Here is a 15,822-nt window from a genome sequence, read left to right on the forward strand (position 1 = left end):
GCCAATATTATTAGTTAATTTCACAGTCGCTGTCCCAAGGGTAGCGGCTGTTTTAGCTATACAGATCCGCCCGGCAGAGCTTCGGCGCCGTTTAACTTAAAACCCGCTTACCAATATACTAATCCTACAATCCAAGCGTTCTCCCTGCATCACTATTTACATATGAATAAACAGGTGACGCTTGCCCAAATACGTTTTAATACCGAGAGTAACGGCCGGGACCTATGCTGGCGACTGGTTTTGGATGGTGAAGAAGTACTGGTTGATTCTGTAAACATACATGCCCCGGTTTTTACCTCCCGCGATTGGATTGAACCCATAAGTAAATTCAAACACCACATTTCTGTTGCCGATTGTCATGTACATATCGACGAAGCCGGCGCTGCGTTGATCACAGCCGGTTAAATGGATTTTTTTTGGACGAAGGACTTTCGGACAAAGGACTGGAGTGAAAGACAAAAGAACATCTCATTTTGCAGCTACAGGAACCTTTTTCAAAAAGGTTCCTGTAGCTGCATGTTAAATAATAAACTATTTTAATATAACCAGCATCCACCTCAGGTTCCTCTGTGAAAGAACCTGAGTGGGCAGGAAAATCCTTTGTCCGAAAGTCCTTCGTCTGAAAGTCCAAATCCTTACTCTTCTAGTCCCCAGAGTCTAACAAGTACGCCTCTCTCCTGCGTTTTATGTTTATAAAGCCAATCTGTTATCCTCAAATAATCAAAAACTGTATCTGTTATGCTTTTTAATATTTAATTACGTTTGTTGTGTTAATTTAAACTCCTGATCATGAAAAATCACACAATTACGCTATTGCTTTTATTGGCAATATCTATAGGCAGCAACGCACAAAATACAACCATGAACATTACACAACAATCAGAAAAAACAGTAAGGGATTTTTTAGAAATTGTTCGTTCCGGAAAATCACCTGAAAGAGCCTCAGAATTTATGGCAGATTCTGTAAAAGCGCACCAGCTTAATGCTGAACATCTGGAAACCGTTGCCAGAACACCCGAAAATTACAGCCAGCATGTTAATGAATTCCTGCAAAGTTATGGTCATTACCAATTTGAAGTAACTGAACTCATTGCCAGTAATGACAAAGTTTATGCCCGCTGGAAACAAACCGGGAATCAAATCGGTGATGTCGACGAATTTAAATCTACAGGGCTCCCCGTAACTGAAATAGGGAGTGCGGTTTACAGGGTGTCCAATGGAAAGATAGTTGAATACTGGATACAGATTGATAGGAAAGGAACAGAAATTCAGCTACAGAATAACGGAAAGGCTAAATCCGGCGCAATTAAAACACGCTTACCCTTCGCTGATGCTTACATTTCCGGCGATGCGCTGTACATATCCGGCCAGATTGGGATTGATGACACCGGTAAACTGGTAAACAACGGGTTTGAAGCAGAAGCAACGCAGGTAATGGAAAACCTCGGCAATGTATTGCGTAAAAGCAGGCTTCACTACAAAAATCTGGTTAATGTAACTATCTACCTTACAAGTATGGATAACTATGCTGCTGCCAACACTATTTACAGTAAATATTTCGACAAGAAATTCCCGGCAAGAGTATGTGTAGCCGTTAAAGAGTTACCACGCCAGGCGCACATTGAGATTGCGGCGGTTGCCGGTTTTAATAACTAATCTTGCATCGTGGCATATCATGAAAACAATTCCTTATTATCATGTTGCCGTATTCGCGAACAGTTTAGTCCCCGCCGGCCCCCTTTGAAAAAGCCCCCTGTAGCTGCATGCTAAGTACTGAACTATTTCAATACAACAGGCATCCTCCCTCTGGTTCCCCCGCGAGAGAACCTGAGGGAAATCCTTTGAGGATTTTCGGACAAAAGACTTTCGGACATAGGAGTGAAAGACAAAAGAACACGACATTCGGCCGATGTGAAAGAACCTGAGGGGCAGAAAAAATCCTTTATCCGAAAGTCCAAACCCTTTTGCCCGCTCAAGGTTTCTTTGAAAAAGGACCCTGAGGCCGCATGCTAAGTAACGAACTATTTCAGTACAACAGGCATCGCTAACATGCCTATAAGTATGTTTTTGGGGCGGGCAACAAGTTCCCCATTTTTGCCCATTTTATTTCTCAATGCTTCGAAACCTTTATCATTTTATAGTTGATTTAAATTGGAATAGAATTTGAGTATCCCGAGAAAAAACCTTCATCGCAAAACAAAATTTTCTCTATGAAAAATACTTTAAAAATTACAATTACAACACTGATTGGCATTACCCTACTTTACACGGCTTGTAAAAAGAACGACGCAAAAATTACCGATACAAAAAAAACAACAAGTGTAAGTCAGTCTGAAGTCGCTAAAAAAATGGCCTTAAGCGTTTACATGTCTTTGTCTACGCAGTTAGCATCTGCGCATATAAGCCATTCAAGCGCTGGCGGTAAGGACAAATTAACCATCATGGGTCAAACAATTTTAACCAAATGTGGAGATTTCGAAACCACGCCAACTAATAGAACAGTAATTAATGGCGATACGACCCGTAAATATACGGGCAACTCAAAATTTACTTATTTGTGCGACGGACAATTATGGGCGAATGGCTATAATATTAATGCATATGCTTTGGACGATACCATGCACACAGTTGTTAGTGGCAAAGGGTTTGAAAATGTTTATGATGACCTTTTGAATTTTCATGTGAAAGCCTCTGATGGCATTTATTTTACAACCGCCGGAAGCGCGTCGGCTACTGCCCGTTTTAACGTGCTGAATAAAAATGTTCTGAGCGAATCGCATTATTTCGCTACCAAATATTTGTTTCAAGAAGTAGTTGGCCGCAGAGTACAATCGGCTGATAAAACAACAGGGAAGTTTGTACTTGGGAAAGTGTACTTTGATTATGAGGAAAGTCACGATTATAAAACCTCACCTGATAAGAATTCAAAGGCCAGCAATAGCGGTTATATGGTATTTTTGGATAATGATACCTTACAATCTTATTTTAAAATAGAAGGCACAACAAACTCATATTACAAATACGTTATCAACCTGCTAACCGGAGAAGTAAGCAAACCTGAGCGCATTAATTAAATATTAAATTAAGCAAACCAGAAAAGAGGCTATTTTCAAAGGGTAGCCTCTTTTTATTTATTGAGATTTTCCGCAACTTGAAGGCATGGGAAAGGGAGAATCAAACAAGGTAGTCTTTAAGCCATATGCGCCTGACTGGTTGACGCTGTAGGCATCCACCCCAGGTTCCCCCGCGAGAGAACCTGGGGAAAATCCTTTGTCCGAAAATCCTTTGTCCGAAAGTCCAAATTCTTAGTCCTTTGTCCCAAAGTCCAAATCCTTGCTCTTTCATCCAAAAATCCTTCGTCCAAAAACCTATCTTTGCCCGCATGAATATTCTGATCATCGGTTCTGGTGGAAGGGAAAGCGCCTTCGCCTGGAAAATTGCACAAAGTCCTAAATGTCAAAAGCTTTTTATTGCTCCTGGTAATGCCGGCACCCACCAGTATGGCACCAACGTTAACCTTAAGGTTACCGATTTTGAGGGCATTGGGGTTTTTGTTATCGCAAATGCCATCAGCCTGGTGCTGGTTGGCCCCGAAGAACCGCTGGTTAAGGGAATTCATGATTTCTTTTTGGCTGATGCGCAGCTGAAAAATGTACCGGTGATTGGTCCACAGCAGCATGCCGCCCAGCTGGAAGGCAGCAAGGATTTCAGCAAACAGTTTATGCAAAAGCATAACATCCCGACCGCAGCCTACAAAACATTTACAAAAGATACCCTGCAGGAGGGCCTTACTTACCTGGCCACAGCGGGTTTGCCTGTGGTGTTAAAGGCCGATGGCCTTGCAGCCGGCAAAGGCGTATTGATTTGCCTTACGCTTGAAGAAGCCCAATTAGAACTTACCCAAATGCTCGCCGAAGCTAAGTTTGGCGATGCAAGTTCGAGCGTAGTGATTGAGCAGTTTTTGCAGGGCATCGAGCTATCTGTTTTTGTAATGACCGATGGCACCAACTACAAAATACTCCCCGAAGCCAAAGACTATAAACGTATTGGCGAGGGCGATACCGGCTTAAATACAGGTGGTATGGGCTCTATTTCGCCGGTACCTTTTGCTGATGCCGCCTATATGAAAAAGGTTGAGGAACTGGTAATAATCCCTACTGTTGAGGGACTAAAAAAGGATAATATCCCCTACAAGGGTTTTATATTTATAGGCCTGATGAACAAGGATGGCGAGCCATGGGTTATTGAGTACAACTGCCGCATGGGCGACCCTGAAACCGAAAGTGTAATGCGCCGCATTGAAAGCGATTTTGTAGACCTGCTACAGGGCGTTGCCGAAGGTAACCTCAACGAAAAAGAACTCATCATATCGGGCAAAACTGCAGCTACCATAGTAATGGTTGCAGGCGGCTATCCCGGCGAATACCTCAAAAACAAAGTAATAACCGGCACCGAAAACGTCCGCGATTCGATAGTATTCCACGCGGGTACCAGTAACGATGGTGAAAACGTGATAACCACCGGGGGCCGCGTTTTAGCTATAACCTCACTGCAGAACAATATGTTTAACGCGCTGCAACAAGCCACCGCCGATGCCAGCCGTATTTATTACGATGGTATGTACTTCAGAAAAGATATCGGGTTTGATCTTCTTTAGTTTATTAGTTCATTGGTTCACTTGTTCATTAGTAGGATAGCTTAGATAACAGGCTATCTTAACTAAAAAAAGCCATGCCGTTTAAATTTGGCATGACCTTAATGAACAGTTCACCAATAAACTAATGAACAAGTGAACCAATGAACTAACTATATCTTCCCGAAGATTTCGGCAAGTTTATCTTCCAGGTCATCGCCACGAAGGTTTTTGGCAATTATCTTCCCGTTGGGGTCTAATAAAAAGTTTTGGGGAATACCGCGAACAGCGTATAAACCGGCCGCTTTACTATCCCAGAATTTAAGGTCGGATACGTGATTCCAGGTAAGGCCGTCTTTATGGATGGCAGCCATCCATTTGTCTTTTCCATTTGGTTTATCGAGCGATACGCCCAAAATAGTGAATTTTTGACCCTTATAATGGTTATAAGCCTTCACCACATTGGGGTTTTCCCTGCGGCAGGGACCGCACCATGATGCCCAAAAATCAATCAAAACATATTGCCCGCGAAATGAAGACAGGTTAATGATCTTTCCACTGGTATCAGCCTCGGCAAATTCAGGCGCTATTGCACCCAACGCTACAGCCTTAAATTTAGGCATCCTTTCGCCCAAGGCTTTGCCTGCTTCGGTGCTCTTTACAGCAGGTGTTAAGGCATCGTATAACGGTTTCAGATCTACATAATCGGCGCTGTAGGCTAAGGATTCCAGGGCATTCAGGCTGATAATGGAGCCGGGATTTTCCTGGATAAATTTTTTATCTGTTGCAGCGCTCATATCGTCGATGGCTTTTTCATCGGCTTTTGCTTTTTTGATATATTCAGGAGAAGCCTTTTGCTCATCGGTAGCTGCTTTTTGCTTTTCTTCCAAAGTCGCGTAAGCATCATTCACCGGTTTTTGCACTAACTGATATTTTTCGTTTTCCTGGTTAGTTTTTGGTCCGTCAACCGTTGCGTTTTCAATCTTATCGGTAGCAGTTACGTTAATAATACCAGGTTCAAGATAAATTACGCGGTATCCATCAGCGTTGCCTGTACCCGTACCTTTCCGATTAAATAACAGGTAGGCATTGAGCGGCGCGGCGCCAACAGAACCTGTAAAGTGAAACTTACCATTAACTACAGTACAGGAATCAAAAATAGGCTTGCCCTTAGGGAACCTGTATTCGAGGTAAACCTTGGCAGGGGTGCTAAATTCACCTATTTTTCCTTGTATGCTATATTTGGTATCCTGCGCAAAAGCAATAGCGGGTAGCGTGGCTAGTGCTAATAATATTGTTTTTTTCATAAGAGATAAAGTTTATATCGCAATATAATATGTAAAAACAATATATTACTAATAGTCAGTAAAAAGTTACATTGTTTTTGGTTGATTAAGGGGGCGGTGAGTAGTTGATAAAGTTAAATTTGGGCAACAGAGATTAGTTCAACTAACCGCCTAAGTTTTATACAACTTCATCAACCACTTACCTATATCTTCCCAAACAATTCCTGCAGCTTGGCATCAAGGTCTTCGCCGCGCAGATTTTTGGCGATGATCTTTCCGTCGGGCCCTATCAGGTAATTTTGAGGGATAGAAGTTATAGAATAAAGCGCGGCTACCGCGTTGTTCCAGTATTTAAGATCAGATACCTGGGTCCAGTCGAGGCCGTCACTTTTAATAGCCGCAAGCCAGGCCGATTTGCTTTCAGCCTTATCCAATGATACCCCTAATACAGTAAAGTTTTTTGCTTTGTATTTGTTATAGTTGCGCACCACGTTAGGATTTTCCTGGCGGCAGGGCCCACACCACGAGGCCCAAAAATCAAGTAGCACGTACTTACCCCTGAATGAGGATAGTTTAACAGGTGTGCCATTTACATCATTTTGCGTAAAATCGGGAGCAACAGCACCAACGGCAGTCGCTTTTAACATATCAAGCTGGCTTTTCAAAACCCTGCCTGCCTCAGTTTCCCTTACACTTTGCGATAACGAATTATACAAAGGCAGAATTTCACCGGGATCTGGCGAAGGGCCACCTACCGAACTTAAAGCAAGTAAACTAAGGTAACTGTTGGGATTATCAGTTATAAAGCTTTTTAAAGTAAAACTCTGCAGCGTTTGCAACGCTTTGTACTTGGCCTGCATACTGCTTTGAAAAGCAGGCGACTTTTGCTGTTCCGGCGTTGCAGCCTTAATTTCGGCCATTAATTTTTCGCCCCTTAAATTGATACTTTTCAGTTGCTCCTGCAGTTTTACATTATCAATATTAAGCTGCGAACCGGCAATCTGCGCTTTTTTAACAGAGTCCTTACTGGTAATGGTTAATGTACCTTTATCAATAAAAAAGCTCAGGTTATCCGCATTATTTGAGAGGGCCCTGCCATCAGCATATTGCTGTGCAAATTTTTCAATACCTACTCCCTTATAATCAACAACCAGCGTGGCATTAACCGGGTTTAGCATTGTTCCTTTAAAACTGAACACGCCATTAACAACATCGGCAGAATCAATTACGCTATTAGCACCTAACTGGTATGACAAGTAAACTTTAGCCGGAGCGCCTGTATTTCCTATTTTCCCGTTTATTGTAAAGGTATCCGGAGTTTGGGCAAGTGCCATAACCGGCAACAATGCGGTTATTAAAAAATATATTTTCTTCATCAGAATATTAAAACTATAAGATTTGATAACGTTAAAATGCGGTTCTAATTGTAATTATCAGTTCAATTTTTGATAGGTACGCCACCACAGGTCTGGTAACTCGCCGGATGTAGCTGTTTTATAATCGGCATAACTACAGGGCACCAGGTGAAAACGCTCATTACGCGATCCGCCGGTTGGGTACGGTACCTGCATCCACCAGCGATCGGATTTCTTGCTTTTTACAAATACCACTTCCTGGTCTTCATGTTTAAGGCTGGTTTTGTAAATAAGGTATTGTGATTTTGGGTTGAGCGGAAAATCACGCTTCCGGCCATAAAAACCATCCACAAAATACCATATCATCTGCGCCAGCAACATAGCAGTTTGGCCATTATTATCATACGCCGGGTTAAATTCATAAAAGCCAATTGAGCTCAATTTATCATTAAACCCGGCATACCTGCATAGCTGACAGGCCTCCTGCCCGTTAAAGCCGTTGGGAGAAGCATTGGCATTTCCCATAGCATCTGATGACCGGATAGCCCCCACATCAAAACTAATCATACTGGCGTTACGGATGGCAGGTTCTGTTACGGCAATGTTGCCGCTCAGTTCGCCAAGGCGGTGTACATCAAAGTAAAGCTTATCCATTACCCGCAAACTCTCCTGGTTGGCAAAATACGTTTGATAGCCCAGGTTACTAAAATTGAACAGGTAATTGGGCTCGTGTAAAAATATCTTATTGAGATAGGATTGCGAAGTGGTTTCCAAACTTCCGGATGTTTCATCCTCATCCAGGTCGAACCGCGAATCGATCACCACCAGGTCTACCTTTTGCTCCAGGTCTTCATATCCCAGGTACTGTGCATAGGTAAGGTCCTGCCCGCCACCTATAATAATAGGCACAATATCCTTTTTAACCAATTCGGCAATTACAGTTTTAAGGGCAAAGTAGGTATCGGTAACCGTTGCACCGGCAACAATGTTACCCAGGTCGGCAATTTTTAAATTATAACCACCTTCGTTAAGCTGGTATAATTTTTCGCGGATATAATCTGGACCAAGGGCGCAGCCCTGGTTGTCGGTCGCGTTGCGGTCGTCCATCACACCAATAATGGCGAGGTCGGTTTTTTCTTCCAGGTCAGGAAAATCGACCGAATAATGCACAATTATATCGCCAAGCTGGCTTGTATAATACCCCTTTTTAGGAGCGATCTTTTTTAGATCAACAGGTGTAAAAAAATCAGCTAAGGACATTAATTGTAATTTGAAAATGTGCTAATTTGAAGATTTGAAAATGATCAATCGCTTACTTCAGCTGCAAATATGCAAATTTTCAAAAGCAGTGTATGATAAATCATCAAATGATATTGTGCACTTTTACATTTTCAAATCAGCACATTTTCAAATCTTCAAATTAAAATGATTCTTATTACTGGCGCAACAGGTTTTTTAGGGGCCGAACTGGCAAAGCTGCTGGTTAAATCCGGTGCGCATATTCGTTGCACAAAACGGGCTACCTCAACTATACCTGCTTTACTTGTTCCTTTTCAATCACAAATTGAATGGGTTGATGCCGACCTGCTTGATATTTTTGCATTGGAGAACGCGCTGGAAGGTATAACCCAGGTTTACCATTGCGCGGCATGGGTATCATTAAAAGCTGCCGATAAAAAGCCGATGATTAACACAAACGTTACCGGCACAGCAAATTTGGTTAATTTATGCGCAGAAAAGGGCACCAGAATGGTGCATGTAAGTTCCATTGCTGCCATAGGCCTTGCCAAACCTGGCGAACTTACTACCGAAAATCACCACCTGGAACAGTCAACAGAAAATGATGGCTATGCCATATCCAAGCTGGAAAGTGAAATGGAAGTATGGCGGGGCATTGCTGAAGGTTTGGATGCCACGATTGTAAACCCTTCGCTCATTATAGGCGCCAGTGCAGGCAAAGAAGGAAGCGGCGCATTGTTTAATACCGTACGTAAAGGACTTAAGTTTTATACCACCGGCAGCATTGGCTTTGTTGATGTGGAGGATGTGGCCAAATGTATGATAGGCCTCATGAACAGCAATATCACAGCCGAACGCTATATTATCAGTGCCGAAAACTATACCTATAAAGCCATAACTACCGAAACTGCCCAAGGGTTCGGGGTAAAACCACCTGCTATGTTAGCCAAACCATGGTTAATGGAACTGGCCTGGCGCGGAGCCGCCGTTTGGGCTACCTTAACGGGCGGTGATCCGGCTATTGATAAAACGTCGGCACAGGCTGCTTCTGTAACGCGGGAGTTTGACAACTCAAAAATTAAAAAGGCTATCGGTATTGAGTTTAAACCGATAAGGAAAACGGTTAAAGAAATTTGTGAAGTACTGACATAGCCTTCTAAAATATTTCGCCAATTTACAAATTAACAAAAGGTTAAATTAATGAGCTAAAGCCTCTACAAACAGGTCATATTCCATTTGTAAGCCTAAGATTCTTTATAAATCAACGCACTCCTAATGAACTAATAAAACTCTGCTTACCCTATCAATAAAATTTTTCGCACATTTGCACCCAAGATGGAGCAGTACTTTATTATTGATTTCGATAGCACGTTTACGCAGGTTGAGGCCCTTGACGAACTGGCACGCATATCTCTCAAAAATCACCCCGACCGCGAGGGTATTTACAAGCAAATTGAAGATTTAACCAACGCCTCGATGGAGGGCAAGCTATCCTTTACCCAGAGTTTAGAAGCAAGGGTTAAATTGCTGCAGGCCAACCGCGATCATTTAAAGCAGCTTATCAGCCATCTTAAGAAAAAGGTATCCACTTCATTTTCCCGTAATACTATTTTCTTTAAAAATCACCAGGACGAGGTTTTGATCGTATCCGGCGGTTTTAAGGAATTTATTACGCCCGTGGTTACCGAGTATCATATCAAAAAAGAAAACATCTACGCCAATACCTTTGAGTTTGACGAGGAAGGCAATATTGTAGGCTATGACCGTACCAATCCCCTCTCGCAGGAAGGTGGTAAAGTTAAATTACTAAAAGAGCTGCAATTGCCCGGCGATATTTATGGCATAGGTGATGGCTACTCCGATTTCCAGTTAAAGGAATCGGGTATGATCAAAAAATTCTTTGCTTTTACCGAAAACATCGAGCGCAAATCTGTAGCCGAAAAGGCCGACCATATTACACCAAGCTTTGATGAATTCCTGTACCTTAATAAACTGCCAAGAGCCATCTCGTACCCCAAAAACCGGATTAAATGCCTGGTAGTAGGTGATATTGATGAGGATGCACAGGCCCAAATGAAAAAGGAAGGCTACAACATCCGCAACCGGGAAACTATTGAAGAAAAATATTTAGAGGAAGCCGGAGTTTTATTCTGCGATGAAGAGCATCAGCCCAATCCCGAACAGATCCAGAACGCCGGCAGGTTAAAAGTGATAGGTATTTTTGGCAAATGTAACCGTAAACTGGCAGATGCAGCTACCGATTGCGGTATTATTATATTTGATGACCCTAAGCATAACCCCCATAACAGCGATTTTATTCCTAAGCGGGTTATGGCTTTTATGAACGAAGGAAAAACGCATACCAGCTGTAACTTTCCCGATCTGCAGCCGCCAAGGGTTAGTAATGCGCACCGCCTGATCCATATCCACAAAAACATACCCGGTATATTGGCTAAAATAAACGATGTGTTTGCCCGCCACAACATCAACATAGTTGGCGAGTTTTTAGTTACCAATGCCCAGATAGGCTACGTAATAACAGACGTAAACACCGGCTATGACACCCAGGTACTTAACGAACTAAAAGCCATTGAACATACCATAAAGTTCAGGCTGCTTTATTAAGGTTGCGAGGTTCGGGTTACCGGGAGCGAGAGCTATCGGGGGAAAGTTTTTAAACTGTAACGCCCGAACCTGGATTTATTCTTCGTCTGCAAACGGCACCACCAAAACGGGTATATTTGAATGACGGATAACGCTTTCGGCTATGCTCCCCAACAGCAAACGATCAAGACCAGAACGTTTGTGCGTACCTACTACTATCAAATCGGCATTAAACTCTTTTGCGCAATTTATTATGCCATCGCCGGTGTTGTCATATTCAACAAATTTCGAAACTTCTAACCCGCTTCCAAATTCTTCTATAATACCTTCTATAACTTTTGATGATTGTTCGCTCTGCAGATTCACAAGTTCAGTTTGCATTAAGCCCAGATTAGGATCCATCGATATACCTGTAAAGCCATCGTTAGCATCCGGCGGATAAACAACAGGTTCAATAATATGTACCAAACCAACTGCTGCGTTATACATGCGGGCAACATCAAAGCCATAAGCAGCGGCATTATGAGCGTAAGTACTATCATCAACGCCTATCAATATTTTTCTGATTTTCATGATGTTTAAGTTTAGATCAGAATTTACTATTCTGTTAATTCAAAAATTTTGTAAATCCCGGTTCAGATAATAAGACATTCACACTTTAAAAATGTTTTATCTTTTGGAGATACTTAGGCTTATTTCAGCTCATCTCATTTTACTACCTTTGTTAATGCAATTCCATCCCGAAATTGAAGATCGTCTGGCACAACTACAGGAAAAATATGAGGCCATGGGCCAGGATATGAACTCGTACCTCGACGGCTTACTTTATGCTGATTTTTTAACGTATTGGGATTATATCCACCTGGATACCTTACTAAGTTTACAAAATCCTAAAACGCCTTTCCCGGATGAAGAAATATTTATCATCTACCACCAGATAACCGAACTATATTTTAAGCTGGCCCTGCACGAGTGCCGGCAGATTACAGAAGCACAGCCACTAACCGCCGAGTTTTTAACAGCCCGGTTAAAACGTATTAACCGTTATTTTGGGGCTTTAACCCAATCGTTCGAGATCATGGTTGATGGTATGGAGAAAGATCAGTTCCTTAAGTTCAGGATGTCGTTGTTGCCTGCCAGCGGCTTTCAATCAGGGCAGTACCGGATGATTGAAATTTATGCTACCGATTTTATTAACCTGGTTGCTAAAGATAAGCGCGAAGAACTGCGCGGTGCATCCATAGAAGAACAGTTTGAATACCTTTACTGGAAGTTTGGCGCTACCGAGCTATCAACCGGTAAGAAAACTTTAACGCTTAAGCAATTTGAAAAAAAGTATTCCAAAACCTTCATTGAGCTTGGAAAGGCGGCGGTAAATTATAATTTTAATGCCCTTGCCTTAAAATTTGAAGCAGCCGGGCAAATGACCGCCGAATTAAAAAATGAGCTGCGCCATCTGGATACCAACGTAAATGTAAACTGGCCATTGTCGCATTATAAATCGGCTGTGCGCTATCTTAACCGCGAGCCGGAAGAGATTAAAGCTACCGGCGGCACCAACTGGCAAAAATACCTGCCTCCGCGTTTCCAGAAACGTATTTTTTATCCATCACTTTGGACCGCCGAAGAAATAGAAAATTGGGGCAAGGCCTGGGTAGATAGTGTATTGGGGTAAAGCCCCAATAGTCATCCTGAATTTATTTAAGGATCTCACAGGACACTTCGACTTCATGTTGTACACCTTGCCTGTGGTGTGCCGAAATAAGTTCGGCATGACTTATTCATTATACTATTTCCTTCTCCACCTCCTTCGGCGGCTGTATCTGCTGTAATGATAACGGGATAAGTTTTTTGGTTTTAAGGTAGGTAATGCCCACAATGATCATGGTCATGCTGCCACCAAATATTACAGAAGGTACGGTCCCCAACAGGCGGGCAGCCGTTCCTGATTCGAAAGCGCCTATCTCATTTGACGAGCCGATAAACATCTGGTTTACTGCCGATACACGGCCCCGCATGTGGTCTGGCGTTAACAGCTGCATAATGGTTCCCCGAATGATGACACTGATGCTATCGAACGCGCCTTCGGTAAATAAAAATAATAGCGACAGGTAAAAGCTGCGAGATAAACCAAAACAGATAATAGAAAGGCCAAAACCCGTTACCGCAATAAGCAAATTACGCCAGGGCTTACCCATAGGCGAAAACCGCGTCATGGCCAGCATGGTTAATACTGCACCTAATGAGGATGTAGCCCGCATAATACCCAGTCCTTCGGCTCCTACTTTTAATATCTCGTTTGCAAATATTGGTAACAATGCCACAGCGCCGCCAAAAAACACGGAGAACAGATCAAGGCTCATGGCGCCAATCATCATTTTATTGCTAAACACAAAGTGGATGCCTTCAGAAAGGCTTTTCCAGATACTTTCCTTAGGTACAAATACCGGCGGATATTTACGCAATAACGCAACCAACAATAGCGATACCAGCAAGAAAAATATAATCACGGCAAACGTGGCGGTAATACCGGTTAAACCAGGGATCAGTTTATCAGCGTAACCATAAATTAATCCCCCCGCAGCCGGACCTATAATGGATGCCACCTGCCAGCTCGAGCTGCTCCAGGTACTTCCGTTAGGATATAATTCTTTGGGGATACTATGGGCGTAAATGGTAAAAGTTGCCGGTCCGTAAAAGGCCCTGGCAATACCATTGCAAAAAATCATGATGTAAATAATGGGTACTATCCAGCCGGTATGGATTACCCCGATCATGCTTTTAAGCGTAACCACAAACATTACAACAGATGTAAGGATTACCCCGCTAAATATCAGCAGCAGCATTTTGCGTTTTTCGGATTTATCGGCAATGTAACCTCCGTACAAGGCAATACAAACGGCAGGTATGGCTTCGCACAAACCTACAAGCCCCAGCGCAAACGCACTTTTTGTTAACTGGTAAATATAAAAGCCGATTACAACGGCCTGCATAGAATATGCAAAGGTGAAACAAAAGCGCATCCCGATATAAGACCTGAAATCTTTATATCGCAATGCTGCAAAAGAATCAATTTTGGGTTTACTATCTCCTTCTTCGGCCACAGCGTTGTTTTAGATGTGCCGCAAATTTACAATACGATTAACAAGATTTTGCAGGATTACCAGGATTTTTTTGATGTAAAAATGCGAATGTGCAGATTTTAGCCCCCCGGTTTGCGTCGTCACAAACAGCTAACAGAATAAAAAAGCCGCCTGTAAGCACACAGGCGGCGGAAAAAGGATTTGTTAATTTGCACATTTGAAATCTATCAGAATCCGTGCTGATCTATCAGGTAAATCAAGGCAGCTATGCCGGCAGCACCCAGTTCAAGCTCGCGTTTGTTCACGTTTTCAAAAACATCATTTGCGGTGTGGTGAATATCAAAATAGCGTTGAGAATCAGGGCGGAAACCTATCAGGATAACTCCGGGTAGTTTCTCTTTCATTGGCTCAATATCGGTACCGGACCCACCAATGGTTAGCTGATCAACTTCGTAAGGTTCAAGTACTGCCTTCCAGTTACTATTTACTTTTGCGATGAAATCTTTTGATACATCCGAGAAACTAAAGCCGCGCGGGGTAAAACCACCCTCATCTGTTTCAATGGCAGCAATGTGCTCTTCTTTATTTTGGGCGGCAAGCTCGGCGTATTTGGTGCCGCCTTTGTGGCCGTTCTCCTCGTTCATGAAAAACACAGCGCGTACCGAGTTTTTAGGGCGATAACCCGTTGCTTTAAAGATCCTTAAAACCTCCGCCGATTGCATTACACCGGTTCCGTCGTCATGAGCGCCTTCTGCTAAATCCCATGAATCCAGGTGACCACCCACGGTGATGAACTTATTAGGATGCTCGGTACCGGTTAATTCGCCAATAACGTTGTAGGACAATACATCGGGCAATGTCTGGCAGCTTTGCTTAAAGTAGAATTTAATCAGAGGCAGCTTACGCATTTTAAGCATAGTGCTCAACCTGTTAGCTGCTTTTGTTGATATTGCCGCCGCAGGAATGCTCTTGCCGTCCTTATCAACCAATGTTGCGCCGGTATGCGGATAATCATCCAGCGCTTCGGTTAATGAACGGACGATAACGCCTACCGCGCCATATTTGGCGGCGACAGCCGGGCCCATAAAACGCTGATCACCAGCGGTTCCATATGCGTGCCCGGTTTCAATAAACCGTGGATCGAAGCCCCGGTTAAAGAAAACTATCTTACCTTTTATCACGCTTTCGCCAAGGGTTTCAACCTCTTTAAGGCTTTGTACCTCAATAACATTAGCGGTGATGCCTTCTTTGGGCGTAGCTACCGTCATACCCAATGCAGCTATCGGCACCGGGATGCGGGTTTTGCCATCAATGATAAAAGCGGTTTCTTTTGCGCCCCTTACCCAATGCGGAACCATAACTTCCTGAAGGTAAACCTTATCAAAGCCGTAGCTTTCCATTAGCTTTTTGCTCCAGTCTACAGCTTTTTGTGCATTGGCCGAGCCGCTTAAACGCTGGCCGATACTTTTGCACAGGTAGCGGAGGCTCTCATAGCTTTTGCCGTTTACCAGGGCTTCGTCGTAAATTTTACGGATGATTAATGAGTCCTGCGCGTGGAGCAGGCTGGCTGATAACAGCATGGAAAAGAGGAGCGTAAGTGTTTTTTTCATCTATATAAATGT

General features: G+C 43.0%; 13 protein-coding genes. 7 read left to right on the forward strand and 6 right to left on the reverse strand.

Going from position 1 to position 15,822, the window contains the following annotated elements:
• Nucleotides 1-162: 162 nt before the first annotated feature.
• From AC1DO4_RS08850 to purD, 4 genes are all read left to right on the forward strand, one after another.
• A complete protein-coding gene (locus AC1DO4_RS08850) occupies nt 163-405 on the forward strand; it encodes a hypothetical protein (protein WP_477414911.1) in 243 nt (80 codons plus the stop codon).
• 384 nt (nt 406-789) lie between these two features.
• Entirely contained in the window at nt 790-1,656 is an 867-nt protein-coding gene (locus AC1DO4_RS08855; RefSeq protein ID WP_477414913.1) for a Rid family detoxifying hydrolase, read from the forward strand.
• Between the two features lie 554 nt (nt 1,657-2,210).
• The gene (locus AC1DO4_RS08860) at nt 2,211-3,074 is read left to right on the forward strand and encodes a hypothetical protein (RefSeq protein ID WP_477414915.1); all 864 of its coding nucleotides are present in this window, start codon (nt 2,211-2,213) and stop codon (nt 3,072-3,074) included.
• 308 nt (nt 3,075-3,382) lie between these two features.
• Nucleotides 3,383-4,657, forward strand: a complete 1,275-nt coding sequence (purD, locus tag AC1DO4_RS08865) for a phosphoribosylamine--glycine ligase (RefSeq protein ID WP_477414917.1) — start codon at nt 3,383-3,385, stop codon at nt 4,655-4,657.
• Between the two features lie 149 nt (nt 4,658-4,806).
• Here purD and AC1DO4_RS08870 read toward each other — a convergent pair whose 3' ends face one another.
• From AC1DO4_RS08870 to AC1DO4_RS08880, 3 genes are all read right to left on the reverse strand, one after another.
• Nucleotides 4,807-5,940 (reverse strand): redoxin domain-containing protein, encoded by a 1,134-nt coding sequence (locus AC1DO4_RS08870; RefSeq protein ID WP_477414919.1) that lies wholly within the window; start codon nt 5,938-5,940, stop codon nt 4,807-4,809.
• A 182-nt stretch (nt 5,941-6,122) separates the two neighbouring features.
• The gene (locus AC1DO4_RS08875; RefSeq protein WP_477414921.1) at nt 6,123-7,295 is read right to left on the reverse strand and encodes a redoxin domain-containing protein; all 1,173 of its coding nucleotides are present in this window, start codon (nt 7,293-7,295) and stop codon (nt 6,123-6,125) included.
• A 57-nt stretch (nt 7,296-7,352) separates the two neighbouring features.
• Complete coding sequence (locus AC1DO4_RS08880) at nt 7,353-8,534, reverse strand: formimidoylglutamase (RefSeq protein ID WP_477414923.1); 1,182 nt, start codon at nt 8,532-8,534, stop codon at nt 7,353-7,355.
• 165 nt (nt 8,535-8,699) lie between these two features.
• On the opposite strand from AC1DO4_RS08880, the gene AC1DO4_RS08885 reads away from it, so the two are divergent.
• The gene (locus tag AC1DO4_RS08885; protein WP_477414925.1) at nt 8,700-9,665 is read left to right on the forward strand and encodes an NAD-dependent epimerase/dehydratase family protein; all 966 of its coding nucleotides are present in this window, start codon (nt 8,700-8,702) and stop codon (nt 9,663-9,665) included.
• Between the two features lie 183 nt (nt 9,666-9,848).
• Nucleotides 9,849-11,138, forward strand: a complete 1,290-nt coding sequence (locus AC1DO4_RS08890) for an HAD-IB family phosphatase (RefSeq protein WP_477414927.1) — start codon at nt 9,849-9,851, stop codon at nt 11,136-11,138.
• A gap of 75 nt (nt 11,139-11,213) precedes the next feature.
• On the opposite strand, the gene AC1DO4_RS08895 is transcribed toward AC1DO4_RS08890, so the two are convergent.
• Nucleotides 11,214-11,690, reverse strand: a complete 477-nt coding sequence (locus AC1DO4_RS08895) for a universal stress protein (RefSeq protein ID WP_477414929.1) — start codon at nt 11,688-11,690, stop codon at nt 11,214-11,216.
• A 154-nt stretch (nt 11,691-11,844) separates the two neighbouring features.
• Here AC1DO4_RS08895 and AC1DO4_RS08900 point away from each other — a divergent pair, with 154 nt between their 5' ends.
• Nucleotides 11,845-12,792 carry a tryptophan 2,3-dioxygenase family protein gene (locus AC1DO4_RS08900; RefSeq protein WP_477414931.1) on the forward strand — a complete coding sequence of 316 codons (948 nt, stop codon included), beginning with the start codon at nt 11,845-11,847 and terminating at the stop codon, nt 12,790-12,792.
• 109 nt (nt 12,793-12,901) lie between these two features.
• Here the strand turns inward: AC1DO4_RS08900 and AC1DO4_RS08905 are convergent, their stop codons facing one another.
• Nucleotides 12,902-14,221 carry an MFS transporter gene (locus AC1DO4_RS08905; protein ID WP_477414933.1) on the reverse strand — a complete coding sequence of 440 codons (1,320 nt, stop codon included), beginning with the start codon at nt 14,219-14,221 and terminating at the stop codon, nt 12,902-12,904.
• 206 nt (nt 14,222-14,427) lie between these two features.
• Entirely contained in the window at nt 14,428-15,810 is a 1,383-nt protein-coding gene (locus tag AC1DO4_RS08910; protein WP_477414935.1) for a M20/M25/M40 family metallo-hydrolase, read from the reverse strand.
• Nucleotides 15,811-15,822: the final 12 nt, after the last annotated feature.

Source organism: Mucilaginibacter sp. P5_A6, assembly GCF_056400585.1.

Coding starts and splice junctions, on each gene's coding strand:
- AC1DO4_RS08850 (WP_477414911.1), top strand. CDS start 163: ATGAATAAACAGGTGACGCTTGCCCAAATACGTTTTAATACCGAGAGT.
- AC1DO4_RS08855 (WP_477414913.1), top strand. CDS start 790: ATGAAAAATCACACAATTACGCTATTGCTTTTATTGGCAATATCTATA.
- AC1DO4_RS08860 (WP_477414915.1), top strand. CDS start 2,211: ATGAAAAATACTTTAAAAATTACAATTACAACACTGATTGGCATTACC.
- purD (WP_477414917.1), top strand. CDS start 3,383: ATGAATATTCTGATCATCGGTTCTGGTGGAAGGGAAAGCGCCTTCGCC.
- AC1DO4_RS08870 (WP_477414919.1), bottom strand. CDS start 5,940: ATGAAAAAAACAATATTATTAGCACTAGCCACGCTACCCGCTATTGCT.
- AC1DO4_RS08875 (WP_477414921.1), bottom strand. CDS start 7,295: ATGAAGAAAATATATTTTTTAATAACCGCATTGTTGCCGGTTATGGCA.
- AC1DO4_RS08880 (WP_477414923.1), bottom strand. CDS start 8,534: ATGTCCTTAGCTGATTTTTTTACACCTGTTGATCTAAAAAAGATCGCT.
- AC1DO4_RS08885 (WP_477414925.1), top strand. CDS start 8,700: ATGATTCTTATTACTGGCGCAACAGGTTTTTTAGGGGCCGAACTGGCA.
- AC1DO4_RS08890 (WP_477414927.1), top strand. CDS start 9,849: ATGGAGCAGTACTTTATTATTGATTTCGATAGCACGTTTACGCAGGTT.
- AC1DO4_RS08895 (WP_477414929.1), bottom strand. CDS start 11,690: ATGAAAATCAGAAAAATATTGATAGGCGTTGATGATAGTACTTACGCT.
- AC1DO4_RS08900 (WP_477414931.1), top strand. CDS start 11,845: ATGCAATTCCATCCCGAAATTGAAGATCGTCTGGCACAACTACAGGAA.
- AC1DO4_RS08910 (WP_477414935.1), bottom strand. CDS start 15,810: ATGAAAAAAACACTTACGCTCCTCTTTTCCATGCTGTTATCAGCCAGC.